Genomic DNA, 20,044 nt, shown 5'->3' with positions numbered 1-20,044 from the left:
CGCTTGCGAACGTAATCTGATTTATCGTCAATACCGACGTTAAAATTGCACTGCTTTAAAAACCTGATGAGGCGTATGCTGAGTCCAAAGCCAAAACGACCTCAGCTGCATGCCGAAAAATTGAAAGAATCTGTCAGGCGAAACGTTTAAGCGGGTCATATTTGGCATAGTTTGGACACAAAAACGGCAAATTCCCCAACAAAAGAGCAGCATATTTGTAACTGGTATTAGTCCTTTTAATTGTTGAATCTGTAAAAAATGATGTTGCCTAAAATTGTGTAAGGTGCATGCGGCATCTTTCCGTAAGGGGCGAATTGGTTGCACCTCTTCTAAAAACACCCGCAAAATCATGGGGTTTTGAGGTGTGTGCGTAAGTATACTTATCGTATTTGTCATTTAATTGCATAAAAATTTAGTGGAAATTGCTTCCAATTTACATCTCTGTACGCAGATTCAACTCATTTGACAGGAAGTTGCTGTTCGTAATACTTCAAATTGAGTGCGAATGAATTCGGGTTGGTTTGATGTATCTGATTGTAGATGAGCAGAGGCTCGTTACAGAAGGCTACGCCTCGGGTTTGGAGAGGGAGGGGGTTGCAACCAGTGGGTTTGCACCTGACGACTTTCTGGACTGGATGGAAGCCGCGCACGACGCAGACTTCGAGGCCGTAGAGGCAATTTTGATCGGAGAGTGTGTGTCGTTGCAGCAGGCCTTGCAGGTTGTGCGCCGACGCTGTCAGAAGAAGCCTCTCATTATTTTGGATAGTGCGCCATCGCTAGACCATACGTTGAAATGGTTTGCCGCTGGTGTAGATGATGTTTTGCGCAAGCCGGTCCATCCTCAGGAAATTTTGGCGCGTGTTAATGCAATTCGTCGTAGGTCTTCTTCTCAGCCTATGGAGATTTCCATTGGTGATCTGACAGTCTTCTTCGATGGACGTGACCCAGAGGCCAAAGGTGAGCCACTTGCCCTGCCAAGGCGTGAGCGTCGCATCTTGGAGTATCTTGCACGCAACAACGGCCGCAGGCTTACGAAAACGCAAATCTACAACTTCGTTTACGGTATCTTCGAAAGCGAAGTAGATGAGAACGTGATTGAAAGCCACATCAGCAAGCTGCGCAAAAAACTGCGCTCGCGGATGGGATACGACCCGATCGATTCAAAAAGGTATCTTGGATATATCATCAGCCCCAACTAAACGTTGGGGCTTTTTTTATTGCTACAGAAGCTGGGCAAGTTCTGTGAAGGCATCGCGGCTGGCTGGTGCGTTTTGTGGTTGGGTCAAGGCTCTGTAGAGCTTTGGGACAAGCTCGATTGCCTGATCCAGAAACGCATCGGTGCCCGCTTTGTAACCGCCCATCATGCGCAGGTCTTTTGTGTCTTCAAAGCGTGCGACCATTGATCGAAGCTTCAAGACCAGTTCGCGCTCTTGCGGCGACCAAGCGTGATGGGCCAGCCGCGAGACTGAAGAAAGAAGGTTCATCGCCGGATAGCGACCTTCTTCAGCGATGTGGCGATCAAGAACGATATGCCCATCAAGTAGGCCGCGAATATTATCGGCTACCGGATCGTTGTGATCATCGCCGTCTACGAGCACCGAGAACACAGCTGTAATGGTTCCGCTGCCATCCATGCCGGGGCCAGTTCGTTCCAGAAGGGCAGGTAGGTCTGCAAAAACGCTAGGCGGGTAGCCGCGAGAAAGCGCCGGCTCACCTGCTGCAAGGGCAACATCGCGCAGGGCGTGCGCGTATCGGGTAATGCTGTCGAGTACCAGAAGGACCGCCTGACCTTTATCGCGGAAGTACTCTGCTAGCGTAACTGCGGTCTTTGGCGCAAGGCGGCGCATCATGGAGCTTTCATCGCCAGTGGCAACCACCACTACGGACTTTCCAAGCTGATCGCCGAGTGTCTCTTCAATAAATTCTCGAACTTCACGGCCGCGCTCGCCAATTAGTCCAATAACAACTGTATCGAAGTCATTGCTTCGCGCGATCATGGAAAGGGTGGTGGACTTGCCCACACCTGAACCTGCAAAGATACCAAGGCGCTGGCCATGACACATTGGCGTAAACAGGTCGATAGCCCGAATGCCGGTACGTGCGGCTTTGGTTACGCGGGAACGGCTGATTGCTTGCGGCGGTGGGGCATCGAACAGAACCGAACTACAGCCCTGCTTTAAAGGGCCGAGGTTATCAATCGGTCGTCCGCGCGCATCAATAATGCGACCACGCCAACTCTCATCTGGTCTGAAGCTCAGAACGCCCTGTCTTGTAACCTTGGTACCAAGGCCAATGTCGGTACGCGCTGTGTAGGGCTTTACAATAACGCTATCTTGCTCGACGCGGATGACTTCACCGTAGGCTGTCGCACCGTTGACACGAAGATAGGAAACTTGATCGCCAAGGTTTACACCGCTGCTAAGCCCCTTAACCTTCAAGTAGCTTGGACTAACCTCGCAGACCTTCCCGCTTACCTCGATCTCCCATCGGTTAACCGGTAGGCTTTGGGTAAGGGCTTCAAGAGCGTTAAGTGGATTCATTTCTCAGGGCGTTCAAATGGCGGCTTTGGAGCGCATTTAGGAGTTCTGGGCTCAATACATTTCTTGGGTCGGCAGCAAGGCTCGCTGTATCAAGTTGCGCCATTCCCAAAGGATCATTGACCTCTTGGGTTACTTTCCTTGGAGAAACGTAATGATCGGTGGGCTCATTGGCAGGTGGCTTAATCGCATCTGTTTTGACGCTCACCGTGGAGAGTGGCTCCCCCACATTCATCGCCACTTTTTGCGGAAGAACAGCGCGGGTGGATTGCTGCAGTTGTTCACTCACCGCCGCTGGCGAAAGTGCTTTCGCGCTATCAAGCGGATCCGGTACGGCAATTTTGCGAGAAAGCTCTGCAACGGATTGAGCACGATCGGTTTGTTCTACATCCTCTTGGAGTTTGCCGGTAACAGCCATCTCTGTGATGTTAAGTGCAGTTAGTCCAACAGCGCCGAGCGGTCCCGCTGCTAAAGTGCCGTAAAGCATGCTTCCGGCTACACGGGAGCGCGAAGACGCTTCGTCTCCGGTTATCTCGCGGTAAAGGGTGTTCACGAGCGGGATGTGTTGCAGCGGATTAACAAAATCAACCAGTTCCCCCAAGGAAAAGGGTTCGCTACCACTATTTTTTGTAGGCGCAATATCGCTTTGACTTTGAGTATCCAGCTCGTGTGCAGGACGCGAGCCGCCTATGCGGTCAACTTGCAATTAAACGTCCCCTAGGTCTCGAACTGCTTTTTGCTGGGCATCCTCCATTTTTTGAATTGCGGAGTTTGCACTGTCAAAAGCGCGGGAAATGCTGATGAGGCTTGTCATTTCCATCATCGGGTTGACGTTTGAGCCTTCGGCATATCCCTGTTGGAAACCGTTGTTCGTGAATTCGACCACGGCAGTAGCTGGCTTATCTGACAGAAAACCGGAATTACCTGCTCGTGTGAGTGTCGCATCTTTTGCAAGCTGGAAGAGGCCAAGTACTGCAACCTGCTGGCCGCCTTGCGAGATCGTGCCGTCTTTTGTGATGGTAAGAGGGCCGCCTTGTGGGTCAACCGCTACAGGCGTTCCGCCAACGTCGGTAACTGGGTTACCGTTCACTGTGCGAAGAACGCCGTCAATACCAAGCTGCATTCGCCCGTCTCGGGTATAGCCTGTGCCATTGCCGGTTACGATGCCCAGCCATCCGTCGCCATCAATCGCAACATCAAGCGGGTTGCCTGTGTGGGTAATAGGACCTGCTTGGCGGTCTACAAACGTTTCTCCCATGGAAGCAAAGGAAACCGGATGCTCACCAGCGTTGGAAACAAGGCTGGAAAAGCTTACGGCGTCGGCGCGGTAGCCAGCGGTGTTCATGTTGGCGACGTTTCGCGCCACCGTATCCATGCGCCGTTCAAGCGAAAGCTGCGCTGAAAGGGAAACGTAAAGTCCGGATTCCATAGGCTTAGCCTCCCAGTTTCAAGCTATTGACCTGAAGAAGCAGGTCGGGGCTAACACCATTGCCTGATCCTGCAAACAGTTGCAGGGTAGGGGCGGCGGTAACATTGTAGGTAACGTCATAAAGGTTGGTGAACTTCAAAATAAAGTCCTCCAGAACCTCTGGGTCTTTAAGGGATGCGATATCAAGGCGCTCGTTGATGTAGTCTGCCTGTCTGTCCACATCAGAGCCGCGCAAGCTGTCCGGCATACCAATCGCGATGCTAACCACTTCATAAAGAGCGGGATCAGCGAGGATGTCGTAGGCACTGTTGATTTCTGGGGCCTTACGCTCGAAATACAAAGCAAGGCGCACGCCGTTGTTCTGCTCGCCTTCAGTGGTCTCGATAGATTGCTGAATGTAAGCGTCAACGATTTCCTGCTGTGCGCGATCAAAGCTGGTAGCAGTCTCGCCATAAGCTTCAAAGTTGAAGGCGGTGACAAAATCAGCGTAGCGCTCGTCTGTCATCATGTTGGCAAAAGAGTCATCTTCGGAGACGCCGCCCTCCAAAGCCTCGCGCATCATGCCTTTGGCCCAGGTCATGTCCCCAAGGCCCATCGCCTCCATCGCATAGTTGAAGATACGATCATTTGCGAGAAACTCATCGATGGTTTTTATGTCTCGGATGGTTTCAAGGTAGTACTCGGATTCGCGTTGCACCATCGGGTCGGCAGCCTTCATCGCGACTGTCTTTTCATAGTCGCGGGTCACCATGGTGTAGCGTAGCGTTGTATCGAGCATCTTTTACCTGCAAGCGCTTATCACAAAATTCACTGTCATAATGAAGAGGTTTGCTTGCCCGAGGCTGGTGTGCGCTGCATCAGTTTCAGACAAGCATACGCCGCTATCACTTCCCGCTATTGGTTCTAATGGATCAAGTGGAGATAGTTTTGAATTTTCTAGTTGGTTTTGTAATCATTATTGCTTCAATGATTGGTGGTTACGTCGCGATGGGCGGCTACATCAGCGTTTTGTGGCAGCCTTTTGAATTTGTGATTATTGGCGGTACGGCGTTTGGTACCTTTATTATCGCCAACTCGTTCAAGACCATTCGTGATACTGGCGCAGGCATTAAAGAAGCTCTGCTGAACCAGTCTCCGAAGAAGCGCGATCACCTTGATATTTTGAGTGTGCTTTACGAGCTTATGCGCATCATGCGGTCCAAAGGCCGTAACGATGTGGAAGCCATTATCGACAATCCGGCAAATTCCGAGTTGTTCCAGCGCTTTCCAAAGGTTCTGGCGAATAAATCGCTCACCTCTTTCATTTGCGACTATTTCCGTTTGATCGTTATCGGCAACGTTCGTCCGCACGAGATCGAAGCTCTTATGGATGAAGAGCTTGTGACGCTCGGCCGTGAAGAGTTGAAGCCTTATGCTGCGCTTACAATGGTATCTGAAGCGCTGCCTGCGCTGGGTATTGTGGCGGCGGTGCTTGGCATTATTAAAGCGATGGGCGCCATCGATCAGGAACCTGAGGTTCTGGGCGCACTTATTGGTGCTGCGCTTGTTGGTACATTCCTCGGTATCTTCCTCTCCTACGGCGTTGTTGGCCCAATTGCGACCCGCATCAAAGGTGTGCGTGAGCGCAAGTATGGTCTCTACATCGAAGTTAAACAGACGCTTCTGGCATTCATGAACGGGGCAGCTCCGCAGATTGCGCTGGAATACGGCCGCAAGACGATTGCTGCTGATGACCGTCCTTCCATTGATGAAGTCGAGCAGGAAACCATGAACAGCGGAGGATCTAAATGATGCAAAGCGCGCAGGTCATCGATAACGAAGACGTTCAGGTTTCTGCTGCGAAATTCGATCTACCATCCCGCCTGCTTGATGCTGGCGGTCTTGGTGTTGACCGTCTGCCAATGCTTCATGTGGTTTTCGACCGCATGGCCCGTCAGTACATTGATACCCTTCGCCAGATGGCAGCGTCCGCGCCTTATATCGCGGTGAAGTCCGTTTCAAACGAGCGTATCGGCGAGGCGCTGGACGAATATGAGGACCGTGCAGTTATCGCGGTTTTGCATGCACCTGAATGGGATGCTCGCATTCTGCTCGGCTTTGATAAGTCCTTTATCTTCTCCATGATTGAACTGCTGCTTGGCGGTGACGGTGAAGAAGATACCTATATCGAAGATCGAGCACTGACCAACGTCGAGCACCGCTTGGCGCGCCGCATGTTCGATGAAGCAGCCCTTGCTCTGGAAAGCGCGTTCGGTGCGATTGCAGATGCGACTTTGAAAGTCGAGCGTCTGGAAACCAGAACGGAGTTCGCTCAAACGGGTCGCCGCAGTAACCCATGTGTGCTGTGCCGCATGAATGCTGAGATTATCGGCCGTCAGGGTGAGATTTTCATTATCCTGCCGCAGGCTGCCCTTAACCCGATGCGTCAGAACCTTACTCAGGTTCTCTCTGGCGAAGTCTCTGGTCGCGATACCCGCTGGACCAAACAGTTCCAGAGCGAAATTCAGCGTACCGAAGTCAAACTTACCGCAGTTCTTGAAGAGCAGCGCCTCACACTGGACGAAGTGGCCCAGTTCGAGGTTGGTCTTGTTCTTGAGTTGAACGCTACACCTAAAACACCTGTAAGGCTGCATTGTAATGGTCAGCCGCTATTCAATTGTAAGCTGGGGCAAGTCGCCGGCTCCTACACCGTGCGTGTTGAGGAGTTGATCCAGCAAGAAGGGGAGCTCTTGGATGACATCCTATCTAATTGATGGATTTTTGCTGCTTGCCTTGATGGTTACCACTTGGCGCGTTGTCGTCATGTACCGGCAGCTGAAAATTCTTTCCAGTCACCACGAAGACTACAAGCGCATCTTTGATCAGACCAGCGACGCGATGGACCAGATCGGTGTGTCTCTTCAGGAGCTGAAAGTGCGCGGTGAGGAAATCGTATCGACACTGGGTAAGCGCATTGATGACGCCCGCGATGTGACGATGGACCTGAATGCGCTGATTGCAAAAGCGCAGAACGAAGCGAAACTTCTTCAGGACCAGCTGGCCATTCTCAATGGCTCGCGAACTGGCCGCCAATCTGGTGCCCGTTCTTCGCGGACCTCTCAAGAACCTGCCTACCACATTCCTGACGAGCTGGGCGGGAACAAAGATGAAAGCGGCAAGCCTAAGCGGGTCACTTCTGTGGCGGACATGTTGGGCGCCGAGCGCAAGAGCGGTAGCTCCGAAGGTCTTTCTGTATCCACGGTAGATAATCAAAGTGTGCGGGTGCGCAAGGTAACTTTCGGACAGGGAGTTTCCTTCAGGACGGTAAACAGCACCGACAAAAAAGATTGAAGAGGGAATAAGTTATGTCCAACCCGAATGAAATGAGCGACGAGGCTCTGGCAGCGCAGTGGGAAGCAGCAGCAGCTGAAGCGGATATGTCCATTGAAGACGCTATGTTTAGCGATGCTATGGGCAGCTCGAACAATAACAAAAACGCAGGCGTGAGTAGCGCAAACGTTGACCGTAACCTCGAAGCTGTTCTGGGCATTCCGGTTGATATGCAGGTGGTTCTGGGCTCCGCAACCATGCCTGTTGCAAGCTTGCTCAAGCTTGGCCGCGGCGCGGTAATCCCGCTCGATCACCGTGTAGGCGAGCCTGTCAATATCGTCGTCAACGGTCGCACCGTTGCTCGCGGCGAGATTGTGGTTGTCGAAGACGATAACTCCCGTTTCGGTGTGTCTCTTACCGAGATCGTCGGCGCTAAAGGCAGCTACGCCTAGGACTATTGAAAGCTGTAAAACATGTCAGAGATTCTTCCAGCGCTTAAGACTGATAAGGGCTTCCTGCATAAGTCCGGAACCCAGAAAGCTGCTGCCCTGCTTTTGGCTATGGGCAATGAAAAAGCTGGCCGTGTTCTTTCGCACTTCGACAATGACGAACTGCGTATGATCACCCGCGCCGCGGCTGAACTGGGAACTGTGCCTGCAAGAGAGCTTGATCAGCTTATCGACGAATTCATTGGCATGTTTACAGACGGTGTGAACCTTTTTGGTACCGTGGAAGGCGCTGAAAGCCTGATTAAGGGCGTTGTGCCTGCCGATCAGGTTGACGAGATCATGTCTGACGTTATGGGCTATTCCAAACGGTCCATCTGGGACAAAGTCTCCCAGATTTCAGAGCATGTTCTGTCGACCTACCTCCAAAAAGAGCACCCTCAGACAGCAGCGTTCATTCTCTCCAAAATCACGGCGGGCGGTGCTGCTGGCGTCCTTTCTCAAATCCCGCGTCGCAAGCGCAACGAGATCGTGCGCCGTATGCTGACCTTGAAGCCGATCGTGGAAGATGTCGCTGAGGAAGTGCAAAAAACGCTTCACGAAGACTTCATGGTGAACTTTGCAAGGACCGTTGGTTCGGACTCTCACGTTCGTATGGCCGACATCCTCAACAAGATGGAACGCGACGATCTGGAAGATACGTTGTCGAACCTGCGCGAAGTATTGCCAAAGTCTGCGGAGCAGTTGGCTGGCCTCCTGTTCACCTTCGAGGACATCGTCAATCTGGATCCTCGTACCCGCATGATCATCTTCGACGACGTGACGACAGAACTGGTAACCACCGCTCTGAAAGGCACGAAGCCGGAGTTCCGCGCTGCGATCTTGCAGTCTATGTCTGGCCGTGCGCGTCGTATCGTCGAGAACGATCTGGCTGCTGGTGAGCCAGTTGCACAGCGTGAAGTTCTTGATGCTCGTCGTCAGATCACAGATTTGGCCCTTGAGAAGGCAAGCACTGGCGAAATCGATCTGGAAATCGGTCGTGGTGATGAGGTGTACATCTAGGCCTTGCGTCTGGATGTATACGCCCTCGAAGGTCTGAGTGTAATTAATGGCGGACGATCAAGATCCCGATAGCAAAACGGAGGAGCCTACTGAGAAGAAAATTCGTGATGCGATTGAAAAAGGTAATATTCCCGTTTCGAAGGAAGCCTCTGTTCTGGCGACCTTCGTTGCAATGCTTTTAATTTTTACATTTGCTTTTGTTGATGGCGCGAGCGGACTGATCGGCTTCTTGCGTTGGTTTTTAGATAATCCTGGCGAGATACGGCTCGACGGCAAGAATGACGCATTGGAACTAATGCGGATTTCTGCGTTCAGTTTCGGTGCCTTTCTTTTGCCAATCGCGGGGTTGATCATCCTACTAGGCGTTGCCTCTTCCTTTTTGCAGAACACACCTAGACTCGTTGTGGATCGGATACAGCCCAAGCTGAACCGCATTTCCATCAGAGCTGGTTTTGGTCGGATTTTCAGCATGAACGGTGCGATGGAGTTTTTGAAATCCTTGTTGAAGCTGTCCATTGTGACGGTTGTGGCATTGATTGTGCTGAAGTCTCAGCAAGCGACAGCGTTGACGACAATGTATGTGGACCCACATGCATTGCCCGAAACAATCCTGTCGATTGCAATGAAGCTTCTTTCGGCAATCTGTGTCGCGACAATCGCGCTTGTCGGTTTCGATCTGGTGTTGGCGCGGTTCCAATGGCGTAAGAACCTGCGCATGACCAAACAGGATCTCAAAGACGAATACAAGCAGGCGGAAGGCGATCCGATTGTTAAGGCGCGTATGCGCTCGCTCGCCCGTGACCGTGCTCGTAAACGCATGATGTCAAGTGTAGCAGAAGCAACCGTTGTCGTAGCAAACCCGACCCACTTTGCCGTAGCGCTCTATTACAATAGAGAGGAATCGGCTGCACCTATGGTGGTTGCCAAAGGCCAAGATCTTCTTGCACTAAAGATCAAGGAGATAGCCTACCTGAATAATGTTCCGGTAGTTGAAGACAAACTTCTTGCTCGTTCTTTGTATGCATCTGTTGCTATCGATCAATATATCCCGGCTGAATACTATAGAGCGGTTGCAGAAATTATATCCTACGTATATCTAGGTAGAAGAAATTAGTTTCCGGTTCGCGTGCAAGGTTGGGTCATTGAATAACATACCAAGAGAAAATGATCGCGTTATAGATGCTCATGCTGAGGACATTAATCGCGAGGCGATATTGGCCAAGGCGGTTCTTCCAGTCGCAACTGAGCTTCGTCTCGTAGACCTGTCCGCGCTGGCACGCCATATCCTTGGTCATGAAAACGCAAATATCGCCGACCTGGTTGACTCATCATCGGAAATGTTCTTCCGTGATGGCACGTTGAAGTTTGCCGATGACTCCGGGATTGAGTTGGCTTGGGAAGGTGAGATAGCTGCAAGCTTCTCGCTGAACTTTACCAATATGGGCGTCAAAGTTCTCTTTGATCTTTATTTGCTTCCACGAAACACAGCTGTGTCGATCAAGTACGTAGCCTTTGATAATCCCTCGCACGATGCCAAGGCAAACACACAGCAGCTGGCCGATGCCGTTGCAGATGCTTTGATCCAGCGCTAGCAGGCGTTTTCCTCCAGAATTATCACGCAGTTCTACTTTAGGAGAGGGTAGGGCTGCTTTTTGCTGTTAACCCTTTGTTTATCAAGCATTTTGATATCTCAGAAAACAGTTCCCCCAATGAATTGCGCAACTTAGGGCGGTAACCTGTCAGCTACGGGCAAGATTGAGCTGCTATCCCCATGCGACGACTGCTAAGTGGGGTGCATTTTGGAACCTGTCTACATTTTCGATCTTGCTGCACGTCAATCGAGCTGGCTTTCAGTTCGTCAGACGACGATTGCGCAGAACGTCGCCAATGCGGATACTCCAGGTTTCGCATCCAAAGACGTTGAGCCTTTTCGTGAAATCCTTGATCAGACCAAATTAACCATGGCTATGACCGACAGCGGCCATATGAACATTGGCGCAGGCAAGGCTGGTCAGTTCGAGGTGAAACCCGGCGAAGCATGGGAAGTTCATGACTCCAAGAACTCCGTCTCCCTAGAGCAAGAAATGATTAAAGCGGGCGAGGTTGCCCGTTCTCATAACCTTACAACTTCGATCACCAGTTCATTCCACGGTTTGATGCTGGCAAGCCTTGGTAAGAGATAAGCCATGATTGATCCATTATCTGCATCTCTAAGGATTTCCGGTTCAGGTTTGCATGCGCAATCCCAGCGTATGCGGGTTGTTTCTGAAAACCTTGCCAACGCAAACTCCACTGGTGAAACGGCTGGTGCCGAGCCTTATTCCCGTAAGACGATTACCTTCAACTCCGAGATCGATCGTCTGTTGGGCGCCGAGCTTGTTGATGTGAAAAAGATCGGACGGGACGATAGTCCGTTTCGCGTTGAATACGATCCTTCCCATCCAGCTGCTGATGAAAACGGCAATGTTAAACTGCCGAACGTGAATATGTTGGTTGAGCTTGCCGATATGCGCGAGACGACCCGTTCTTATGAAGCGGGCTTGCAGGTGATGAAGCAGACCAGCGCCATGATTAATAGAACAATTGATTTATTGAGGTCCCGATAATGGTTGATGCGATTTCTGGCCTGGGCGGGGTTTCTTCCCTGCGCGGCGTTGGCGCTTTGGGTGATACGTCTAGAGTGCGCCAGTATTCGACGAGTGAAGCTCAGGCGGTAAATCAAACGCAGGAGAGCTTTGCCGACAGCATGGCACAGGCCCTCAACTCAACCTCTCAGGACCTTAAGTCCGCAGAAGCGGCCTCTATCGGCGGTATGCGCGGTGAAACATCCGCTCAAAACGTTGTGGAAGCCGTCATGAAAGCTGAACTCTCTTTGCAGAGCGCTTTGGCAATCCGCGACAAGGTCGTAGAGGCCTATCAAGAATTCTCACGTATGAGTATCTAAGGGAAATCCTGCAATGAAGGCTCTGGCAATTGCTGCAACAGGTATGTCTGCCCAGCAGACCAATCTGGAAGTGATCTCCAACAACATCGCTAATATGAACACGACTGCGTTCAAGGCATCCAGAGCCGAGTTCACGGATCTTCTTTATCAGATTGATCGTGCAGCCGGTGTGTCTAACCGTGGCGGTGAATCCCCGATCCCTGAAGGTGTCACTCAGGGCCTTGGCGTGAAAACGGCAGCTGTTCGTAGCATGCACACGCAAGGTTCCTTGGTTCAAACCGGTAACGCGCTTGATCTTGCGATCGACGGTCGCGGCTGGTTCCGAATTGCAGGCCCGGACGGGGAAACACTCTACACCAGAGCTGGCTCTTTCAACGTCAACGGCGAGGGAACTATCGTTACACTTGATGGCTATGAAATCGAGCCGGGCCTCGTTGTTCCTGAAGATGCTGTCAAAGTGGCTATCAACGAGAGCGGTGAAGTTTTTGCTGTGTTTGATGGCGATCAGGCCCCTCAAGAACTTGGACAGATTACGCTCACCAACTTTGTAAATGACGCAGGTCTGATGGCTGTTGGCGGTAATCTGTTTAGAGAGACCGAGGCATCTGGCGCTGGTGTTGAAGGTGCTGCTGGTGATGCTGGCTACGGCGTTATGCATCAAGGTTATCTTGAGCAGTCCAACGTTGATCCGGTCAAGCAGATTACCGAGCTCATCAGCGCGCAGCGTGCCTACGAAATGAATTCGAAGGTTGTGCAGGCGGCAGATGAAATGGCCGGTACTGTTTCCAAGGGCATTCGCTAATCTTAGCGGGAAGTGAGGACTGGTGAAAAGTGTAGCCAGAAAACTATCGGCAGTTACGCTTGTGGTGATTGCGCTCAGTAACGGCGCTACAGCTTTCGCCCAGTCCAAAGTTACCGAAATTCCTGTCCCTAATCTTGTTATCTATCCCGGCGACTTGATCGAAGAGGGTATGCTGACACAGCAGCGGGTTTTGAAGCGCTCAATAGCGGGCATGCCAATACATCGTCATGAAGACGCTATTTTGGGCAAGGAAGCAAAACGCACCCTTATTCCCGGACATCCAATTGCGCTGAATGCCACCCGCGAACCGCTCATTGTGCGGCGCGGAACGCTTGCAAAGCTCATATTCCGTGAGGATGGTCTTGAGATCATCGCGGTTGTTGAACCGCTCCAGTCTGGCGCTGTGGGTGAAACGGTCAAAGCCAAAAACCTTGATACCGGTCTTCAAGTGGTCGGTGTCGTTCAAGAAGATGGCACTTTGCTAGTAGAAGGTGGTTGAGAAGGTGTTCTCTAAATTTACCCGTGTCGCCGGATCCCTTGCTGCGCTAGCGCTATTTGCTTTCTCCTCAGTTGGGCCAGCATCCGCACTCGTTCGCATTAAAGATATCGCTGACCTTCGCGGCGTGCGAGATAATCAGTTGGTTGGTTATGGTATCGTCGTCGGGCTGGATGGCTCTGGCGACACAATGCGTAACTCGCCATTTACCGAGCAATCGCTGCAATCGATGCTGGAGCGTATGGGTGTCAACGTTCGTGATGCTCAGCTGCGCTCGCGAAACGTTGCAGCTGTTGTTGTGACAGCTGAATTGCCGCCATTTGCTGGCAACGGTTCCAAGATTGACGTTTCTGTCGGTTCATTGGGCGATTCCACGTCCTTGCAAGGTGGTACGCTTCTGGTAACCCCGCTCATGGGCGCTGACGGAAACGTTTATGCGGTAGCGCAGGGGCCTGTGTCTGTGTCCGGCTTTGCTGTTGAGGGCGACGCTGCTTCCATCACACAAGGCGTGCCGACAGCGGGCATGATTGCCAATGGTGCGTTGATCGAAAAAACGCTGCCAGACCGCTTTTCCAAAGTTCCATCGCTCGTCTTTGAGCTTAAAAATCCGGACTTCAAAACCGCTGTTCGCGTTACAGACGCTATCAACGCCTACACGACGACCCGTTATGGCCGCAAAATGGCATCCGAGCAGGACTATCGCTCTGTTGAAGTGAAGCGTCCGTCGGGCATTAGTGCAGTTCGCTTCGTCGCCGAGATTGAAGGGCTGATGGTTCAGCCCGATACTCCTGCGCGTGTCGTCATCAACGAAAAGAGCGGAACTGTCGTTATTGGTCAGAACGTCCGCGTTTCCACCGTTGCTGTCACCCATGGCAATATCACCGTTCAGATTGCAGAAACGCCGGTGGTATCGCAGCCGTCGCCGTTCACAATTGGCGGTAATGCTGAAACCGTTGTGGTGCCTCGTACCGACATTGAGGTGACAGAAACCGGCGGTCAAATGCAGATCGTGCAGGGGACCGACTTGCAGACGCTTGTTCGCGGTCTGAATAGAATTGGACTGAAGCCGAGCGGTATCATCTCCATCTTGCAATCCATCAAGAGTGCAGGGGCGCTACAGGCAACTCTGGTCGTCAAGTAATCACCTTGCGCAGAGACATAAGCCACGGGCAAGCTAGCAGCGTCATAGTGCCTCTAGATTATCTATTTAGTACGGCTGCAATGAACTCAAAACGGTCTTTAGGCTATAAAAGTCTGCTAGCGACAGTTCTTCTAATGAGCTGCGGGGGAGTATTGCCCGTAGCTGCAGAAGTGCCGCCGACACTTTCTCCCGCTGCAAATGCTCAGGCGCCAGCACTCCCTCATGCGCTGAAGGAAGAGGCCGTCAACGAGGCAAAGGCCTATTGCGACTCTGTTGCTAACTCAGCTTCCGATACCCGCCTTCAGTGGCAGATGAGAGCCATCTTTGCTGCAAAGGAAGAGATGGACGCCAAGCTGAAAGCGCTGGAAGAGAAAACCGCTGAGCTGCAGCATTGGGTGAAAAAGCGTGATGAAATTCTGCGAAGAGCAGAGGGGCATGTCGTACAGATCTACGCCAACATGCGAGCCGATGCGGCTGCCGAGCAGCTATCTACCCTTGATGACAAGACAGCCGTTTCTGTCCTTCTTCAAATGAAACCACGTCAAGCTGGCGGCATTCTGGCTGAAATGCCTGCCGAGCGCGCTGCCTATCTGGCTGACAGCATGGCGCTATTGACGCAAAAGACAGCAAAAGGAGCCGGTCTATGAGGGCCCTATATCTCGTTGCCCTTGCCGGTTTGCTTGCCGGTTGCAGTTCTGTCGAAAATATCCGCAAGGAACCTGCGTTAAGTCCAGTCGGTAATGGTCTAGCACCGCACGTTGGGCCACTGCCGGTTACGACTGGACCGCAAAGCTCCTACGGAAAAAAGGCCTACAACGGGCTTTGGGCCGATGGTGAGCAGGACTTTTTCCGTGACCCGCGTGCGAAAGCTATTGGCGATGTATTAACCGTAAAGGTTCTTATCAACGATACCGCCAAGCTTGAAAATACCTCGGAAAGAAGCAGAGACTCAGCCTCAAGCTCCTCCGGTGCATTGGAAGGCACATGGGGCAAGAGCTTCACGGGCTCTGGTAACTACAGCGGCGAGATCGGTGCAAACTCCCGATTCAAGGGTGATGCAGAGGTTGATCGTAAAGACACTGTCGAGCTTTCCGTCGCTGCGGTCGTAACGCAGGTGTTGCCAAACGGTAACCTCATCATAAGCGGTCAGCAGGAAGTGCGCGTGAACTACGAGGTTCGAGTGCTTTCCGTAGCAGGTATTGTTCGCCCGCAAGACATCACCAGCCGAAATACTATCGAATATGACAAGATCGCAGAAGCGCGCGTTTCTTACGGTGGTCGTGGTCGTATGACTGAAGTGCAGCAGCCGGGATGGGGCCAGCAGCTGCTAGATAACGTGTGGCCTTACTAAATGAGTCTTCAAGAATTTTCAGCTGAAGAGCCTGCAGCACGTAAACCTGCGCCAAAACTGGCGTCTGTTGGTGCGTTAGCTGGTGCCATTGTGTTTCTTACCGCACTTGCGGTTGGGGGAGGGTACCTCTTTGCAAGCTCCCTTGTCAGGAGTGTGCACACCCAGTTGCTTGAGGAGCGTAAGGCCGAGAGCGAGGAAGGCGTAATCAACCCCGTTTATGCGAGCAAAAGCCATATCTTTGCGCTCAAGCCTATTGTGACGAACCTGCTATCGTCCTCCGGTACATGGATCCGTATCGAGAGTTCGCTCATCCTCAATAGTCAGGTGGTTGATGAAGAGGCCTTCGCTGCCCTTGCCAAGGAAATTGAGCAGGACCTGCTGATCTACGCAAGAACATTGGGGCCACGCCAGTTGGAGGGCTCTAGAGGTTTATTGCGTCTGCGCGATGACCTCAACGAGCGAGCAACAATTCGCGGCGGCGATGCAGTGCGTGAGCTCATCATTGAATCGGTGGTGCTGCAGTGACGTTGTCTCGTCTCGGTTGGATGCTTGGTATACTGCTAGCCACAACGTCTGCAGCGTTTTCCCAAGAGCTTGACCTGTCAGCTTTGTTGCCAGAAGGGCAGGCCACTGCTTCCGGGCGCATAATTCAATATGTTCTCATATTGACGGTGCTATCACTGGCGCCGGGTATTCTGATTATGGTGACCAGCTTCACGCGCTTTGTGGTTGCCTTCTCCTTCCTGCGTTCCTCAATGGGCCTGCAGACAACGCCAGCAAATATCATTTTGATCTCGCTTGCGTTGTTTATGACCTTTTACGTCATGGCGCCCACTTTTGATAAGGCGTGGCAGACCGGCCTTAAGCCGCTGATCGATAACGAGATAACCGAGCGGGTCGCTTACAAGAACATAACGGCTCCTTTCAGGGAGTTTATGCTGGATAATGTTCGTGAAAAGGACCTCGTTCTTTTCGATGATCTTGCTGTGAGTTCATTCAACTACGACAAAAACGCGCCGGTGGAAGAGATCGACCTGCGCGTGCTTATTCCGGCCTTTATGATCTCGGAGTTACGGCGCGGTTTCGAGATAGGATTTCTCATCGCACTGCCCTTTGTCGTCATCGATATGATCGTTGCAACGCTGACTATGTCCATGGGTATGATGATGCTACCACCAACGGTGATCTCGCTACCCTTCAAAGTGCTCTTCTTTGTGCTTATCGATGGTTGGCATCTGCTGACTGCCGGACTCATCAGGTCGTTTATCTAGCGCCAATACAGTTACAGTTATTTCGCTTTTTAAGGCGTAGAGATCTAATTCTCTGCGCCTTTTTCTTTGTTTCTTGCGCATTTATATAAATAAGCGAAATGTTTTCCTGTTTTATAGTAATAGTTGCATAAAATTAGATGTTTATTTTTATATTGCAATAGCTTGTGGAATATATACCCGCATTGGATGTATAGCTCACGCGGAAGTTGTTTTACGCTGATTCGACTATGGACAGAATCACTCTGAGGAATCTATAAAAGATGCATGAGCGATACAGCTCAACCAATCAGCGTACTACTGAGATTAGATTAAAATTTTAGTAGAGCATGATGCTTCAATACGCTGCGCCGGTTTCAATCCGGCATGTCCCACTTTGACTTACTTTAGGGACAAAATAATATGTCTTCTCTTCTGACTAACTCTTCCGCAATGGTCGCTCTGCAGACTCTGCAGACCATCAATAAAGACCTGGAAACCACTCAGAGCCGTATCTCCACCGGTCTGCGCGTGAACGATGCTTCCGACAACGCTGCTTACTGGTCTATCGCGACAACCATGAAGTCCGATAACAAAGCTATGGACGCTGTTGGTGATGCTCTTGGTCTTGGTGCAGCAACTGTAGACGTTGCATTCACCGCAGTTGACCAGGCTGTTGACGTTGTGGACGAAATCAAATCCAAGCTGGTTGCTGCAACCGAGCCTGGTGTTGATCGCGGCAAGATTCAGGAAGATATCAGCGCTCTTCAGGACCAGCTGGTAACCATCGCTGAATCCGCATCCTTTAACGGTGAAAACTGGCTGTCTCAGGATTCCACCACTGCAAACTTCAACAAAGAAGTTGTAGGCGGTTTCACTCGTGACTCCGACGGCAATGTAACCATCCAGAAAATCGACATCGACACTTCTGGTACTACATTGATCGACACCAGCGGTAACGGCGCAGGTATCCTGGATAAGGATTTCTCCCTCGACGTTGCTAAGGACAAAGCGACCAAAGCTCTTAACGCAACTGTTGCAGCTAAAGCTGAAGAACTCGGCTATGGCGATCTTGGCGAAGTAAGCCTTGATCAAGCAATGACTGCAATCGGCGGTTCTTTGACTGCAGGTGACCCAGGCTTTGAACTTCAGGAAACCCTGAAAGCAGCTTACACCGACGCAGCAGGCCTTGAAGCCGCATTTGATACTGCAGACTTCAACCTCGAGCACGATGGTACCAACTGGGTTGCGTCTACCACCAACGCTCCTGCTGAAATGTCCGTTCTCACCATCGACATTTCCGGTCTGACCGACAGTGAAACTGACATTGCTGAGCTGGAAGCTATCACTTCTGCTCTCGACGGTCAGATTCAGGCGATGACTGACGCGGCAACCACTCTTGGTTCTGCTAAGTCCCGTATCGACATGCAGTCTGAGTTCGTTGGCAACCTGCAGGACGCAGTTGACCGCGGCGTTGGCCAGCTCGTTGATGCAGACATGAACGAAGAATCAACCCGTCTTCAGGCTCTGCAGACTCAGCAGCAGCTGGGTATTCAGGCGCTTTCCATCGCTAATTCACAGTCTCAGAACATTCTTTCTCTGTTCCGCTAAGGGTAGAGAAGTACAATCTGCGATAGTAGATGGGGGCGAATTTCGCTCCCATCTTTTCGCAAATGATAATCTAAAAACTGTTTTATCAAGAAGCTCGCGTCAGGCATCAGCCTTGTCGCAATGATCTTTTTTGGTCTAACGGCAATTTGAAAAACGCGTGATTTCTTTATTCATCTGCAACCCAAGATAAGGGAGTTAGGGAAGGTCAGAATACACTATTAAGTTGAAATAAAACTATAGCCTCCAATTGAGCTATAATACGTTTAAAATTGTTAGAATATGATTTTTTGCCATTGTAGAGCGAGAGCTTTGCAGTGGTCGTCTGCGTATTTGTACGCGTGGATTTTAAGGAAAAAGCAGTCACTACTTGGCGTTGAAAGCAGACACATTCTGCAAAGTCGCGCACTACTGGCACATTGTTTTAGCCAAGTAGAGTATGATGCTTTTATGCGCCGAGCCGGTATTCATACTCCGGCATGTCCCACTAATTTTTCTTTTTAGGGACTAATACAATGTCATCTCTTTTGACTAACTCTTCTGCAATGGTTGCTCTGCAGACTCTGCAGACCATCAATAAAGACCTGGAAACCACTCAGAGCCGTATCTCCACCGGTCTGCGCGTGAACGATGCTTCCGACAACGCTGCTTACTGGTCTATCGCGACAACCATGAAGTCCGATAACAAAGCTATGGACGCTGTTGGTGATGCTCTCGGTCTTGGTGCTGCAACTGTTGATGTTGCGTTCACCGCTGTTGATCAGGCTGTTGACGTTGTTGATGAAATCAAATCCAAGCTGGTTGCTGCAACTGAGCCTGGTGTTGATCGCGGCAAGATTCAAGAAGATATCAGCGCTCTTCAGGAGCAGTTGAAAACTATTTCAGGTTCTGCATCTTTTAACGGTGAAAACTGGCTTGAGCAGGATTCCGCTACTGCAAACTTCAACAAGGAAGTTGTTGGTGGTTTTACTCGTGACTCCGCTGGTAACGTAACTATCCAGAAAATCACAATTGATACAACTGGAACTACCTTGATTGATAGCAATGGGAATACCGGTATTCTGGATAGTGGTCTTTCTGTGTCTAACGAGACGCTGCTGGAAAACGCAACAGAGGCTTTGAATAAGAAACTTCAAGCTAAGATTGCTGAAAGCAAAGGTACTGCTACTGAATTAGTAGACGTTACTGGAACCTTTACCGCAGAAGAAATCATGAAGGAAATCGCAATCACTCCTGAAGCTGACGCTACAGATGAGGAAAAGGCCTTCAACGCGGCGGTTAAAGCAACTTGGGGTGCTGCGGCCGATATCGGTACTGATGCTGCAAAGTTTGGTGTTACTCTAGATACGACCACTGGCGCGGCAACTTACGACGCCAACTACCTTGGTGGCCAGTCTGTCTTGACTTTGGATATTTCCAAATTAACCGATAGTGATGCAGATATCGCGAAACTCGAATCCATCACATCCGGTCTAGATAAGCAGATTCAGGCAATGACTGACGCGGCTACCACTCTTGGTTCTGCTAAGTCCCGTATCGACATGCAGTCTGAATTCGTTGGTAACCTGCAGGACGCAGTTGACCGCGGTGTTGGTCAGCTCGTTGACGCAGACATGAACGAAGAGTCCACTCGCCTTCAAGCTCTGCAGACCCAGCAGCAGCTCGGCATTCA

General features: G+C 51.1%; 24 protein-coding genes. 20 read left to right on the top strand and 4 right to left on the bottom strand.

Going from position 1 to position 20,044, the window contains the following annotated elements; translation table 11 throughout:
- Positions 1-524: 524 nt before the first annotated feature.
- Positions 525-1,199 carry a response regulator transcription factor gene (locus tag E1162_RS06800; RefSeq protein ID WP_155128624.1) on the top strand — a complete coding sequence of 225 codons (675 nt, stop codon included), beginning with the start codon at positions 525-527 and terminating at the stop codon, positions 1,197-1,199.
- A gap of 21 nt (positions 1,200-1,220) precedes the next feature.
- On the opposite strand, the gene fliI is transcribed toward E1162_RS06800, so the two are convergent.
- The 4 genes from fliI to E1162_RS06780 are packed head-to-tail and all read right to left on the bottom strand — an operon-like array spanning position 1,221 to position 4,744.
- Positions 1,221-2,540 (bottom strand): flagellar protein export ATPase FliI, encoded by a 1,320-nt coding sequence (fliI, locus tag E1162_RS06795; protein WP_155128622.1) that lies wholly within the window; start codon positions 2,538-2,540, stop codon positions 1,221-1,223.
- Complete coding sequence (locus tag E1162_RS06790) at positions 2,527-3,243, bottom strand: hypothetical protein (RefSeq protein ID WP_155128620.1); 717 nt, start codon at positions 3,241-3,243, stop codon at positions 2,527-2,529. Before E1162_RS06790 ends, fliI begins: the two co-directional genes overlap by 14 nt.
- On the bottom strand, positions 3,244-3,966 hold the full coding sequence (gene flgF / locus E1162_RS06785) for a flagellar basal-body rod protein FlgF (RefSeq protein WP_155128618.1): 723 nt from the start codon (positions 3,964-3,966) through the stop codon (positions 3,244-3,246).
- Between the two features lie 4 nt (positions 3,967-3,970).
- Positions 3,971-4,744 carry a DUF1217 domain-containing protein gene (locus tag E1162_RS06780; RefSeq protein ID WP_155128616.1) on the bottom strand — a complete coding sequence of 258 codons (774 nt, stop codon included), beginning with the start codon at positions 4,742-4,744 and terminating at the stop codon, positions 3,971-3,973.
- Positions 4,745-4,893: 149 nt separating this feature from the next.
- Between E1162_RS06780 and motA the strand changes: the two genes are divergently transcribed.
- The 19 genes from motA to E1162_RS06685 all read left to right on the top strand — a co-directional run.
- Positions 4,894-5,757, top strand: coding sequence for a flagellar motor stator protein MotA (motA, locus tag E1162_RS06775; protein ID WP_155128614.1), 864 nt, complete (start codon positions 4,894-4,896; stop codon positions 5,755-5,757).
- Entirely contained in the window at positions 5,754-6,719 is a 966-nt protein-coding gene (locus E1162_RS06770) for a flagellar motor switch protein FliM (protein ID WP_155128612.1), read from the top strand. The genes motA and E1162_RS06770 overlap by 4 nt, the downstream gene beginning before the upstream one ends.
- Complete coding sequence (locus E1162_RS06765) at positions 6,700-7,296, top strand: hypothetical protein (RefSeq protein WP_155128610.1); 597 nt, start codon at positions 6,700-6,702, stop codon at positions 7,294-7,296. The genes E1162_RS06770 and E1162_RS06765 overlap by 20 nt, the downstream gene beginning before the upstream one ends.
- Before the next feature lie 119 nt (positions 7,297-7,415).
- Entirely contained in the window at positions 7,416-7,727 is a 312-nt protein-coding gene (fliN, locus tag E1162_RS06760; RefSeq protein WP_257098734.1) for a flagellar motor switch protein FliN, read from the top strand.
- A gap of 21 nt (positions 7,728-7,748) precedes the next feature.
- Positions 7,749-8,783, top strand: a complete 1,035-nt coding sequence (locus tag E1162_RS06755; protein WP_155128606.1) for a flagellar motor switch protein FliG — start codon at positions 7,749-7,751, stop codon at positions 8,781-8,783.
- A 46-nt stretch (positions 8,784-8,829) separates the two neighbouring features.
- Positions 8,830-9,897, top strand: coding sequence for a flagellar biosynthesis protein FlhB (flhB, locus tag E1162_RS06750; RefSeq protein ID WP_155128604.1), 1,068 nt, complete (start codon positions 8,830-8,832; stop codon positions 9,895-9,897).
- 28 nt (positions 9,898-9,925) lie between these two features.
- Positions 9,926-10,375, top strand: a complete 450-nt coding sequence (locus tag E1162_RS06745; RefSeq protein ID WP_155128602.1) for a BspJ family T4SS effector nucleomodulin — start codon at positions 9,926-9,928, stop codon at positions 10,373-10,375.
- Between the two features lie 207 nt (positions 10,376-10,582).
- The gene (gene flgB / locus E1162_RS06740; RefSeq protein ID WP_155128600.1) at positions 10,583-10,966 is read left to right on the top strand and encodes a flagellar basal body rod protein FlgB; all 384 of its coding nucleotides are present in this window, start codon (positions 10,583-10,585) and stop codon (positions 10,964-10,966) included.
- A 3-nt stretch (positions 10,967-10,969) separates the two neighbouring features.
- Positions 10,970-11,389, top strand: coding sequence for a flagellar basal body rod protein FlgC (gene flgC, locus E1162_RS06735; RefSeq protein WP_155128598.1), 420 nt, complete (start codon positions 10,970-10,972; stop codon positions 11,387-11,389).
- Complete coding sequence (gene fliE / locus E1162_RS06730) at positions 11,389-11,727, top strand: flagellar hook-basal body complex protein FliE (protein ID WP_155128596.1); 339 nt, start codon at positions 11,389-11,391, stop codon at positions 11,725-11,727. The genes flgC and fliE overlap by 1 nt, the downstream gene beginning before the upstream one ends.
- Positions 11,728-11,740: 13 nt before the next feature.
- Positions 11,741-12,529 carry a flagellar basal-body rod protein FlgG gene (gene flgG / locus E1162_RS06725; RefSeq protein ID WP_155128594.1) on the top strand — a complete coding sequence of 263 codons (789 nt, stop codon included), beginning with the start codon at positions 11,741-11,743 and terminating at the stop codon, positions 12,527-12,529.
- A 22-nt stretch (positions 12,530-12,551) separates the two neighbouring features.
- Positions 12,552-13,028: a flagellar basal body P-ring formation chaperone FlgA gene (gene flgA, locus E1162_RS06720; protein ID WP_371311837.1), complete on the top strand. Its 477-nt coding sequence runs from the start codon at positions 12,552-12,554 to the stop codon at positions 13,026-13,028.
- 4 nt (positions 13,029-13,032) lie between these two features.
- Entirely contained in the window at positions 13,033-14,166 is a 1,134-nt protein-coding gene (gene flgI / locus E1162_RS06715) for a flagellar basal body P-ring protein FlgI (RefSeq protein WP_371311836.1), read from the top strand.
- A gap of 152 nt (positions 14,167-14,318) precedes the next feature.
- Positions 14,319-14,813, top strand: coding sequence for a MotE family protein (locus E1162_RS06710; protein ID WP_155128590.1), 495 nt, complete (start codon positions 14,319-14,321; stop codon positions 14,811-14,813).
- Positions 14,810-15,517: a flagellar basal body L-ring protein FlgH gene (gene flgH / locus E1162_RS06705; protein ID WP_155128588.1), complete on the top strand. Its 708-nt coding sequence runs from the start codon at positions 14,810-14,812 to the stop codon at positions 15,515-15,517. Before E1162_RS06710 ends, flgH begins: the two co-directional genes overlap by 4 nt.
- Positions 15,518-16,042, top strand: a complete 525-nt coding sequence (locus tag E1162_RS06700; RefSeq protein WP_155128586.1) for a flagellar basal body-associated FliL family protein — start codon at positions 15,518-15,520, stop codon at positions 16,040-16,042. It begins immediately after the preceding gene.
- Between the two features lie 20 nt (positions 16,043-16,062).
- A complete protein-coding gene (gene fliP, locus E1162_RS06695) occupies positions 16,063-16,788 on the top strand; it encodes a flagellar type III secretion system pore protein FliP (protein WP_155128854.1) in 726 nt (241 codons plus the stop codon).
- A 399-nt stretch (positions 16,789-17,187) separates the two neighbouring features.
- On the top strand, positions 17,188-18,375 hold the full coding sequence (locus E1162_RS06690) for a flagellin N-terminal helical domain-containing protein (protein ID WP_155128584.1): 1,188 nt from the start codon (positions 17,188-17,190) through the stop codon (positions 18,373-18,375).
- Between the two features lie 512 nt (positions 18,376-18,887).
- The coding region (locus E1162_RS06685) for a flagellin N-terminal helical domain-containing protein (protein WP_155128582.1) at positions 18,888-20,044 on the top strand (1,157 nt) is incomplete at its 3' end.

Origin of the sequence: Pseudovibrio flavus (genome assembly GCF_009711345.1) — a bacterium.
Classification (GTDB): domain Bacteria; phylum Pseudomonadota; class Alphaproteobacteria; order Rhizobiales; family Stappiaceae; genus Pseudovibrio; species Pseudovibrio flavus.
Note: the sequence above shows the minus strand (reverse complement) of the source record. Positions and strands in the feature narration are given on the sequence as shown.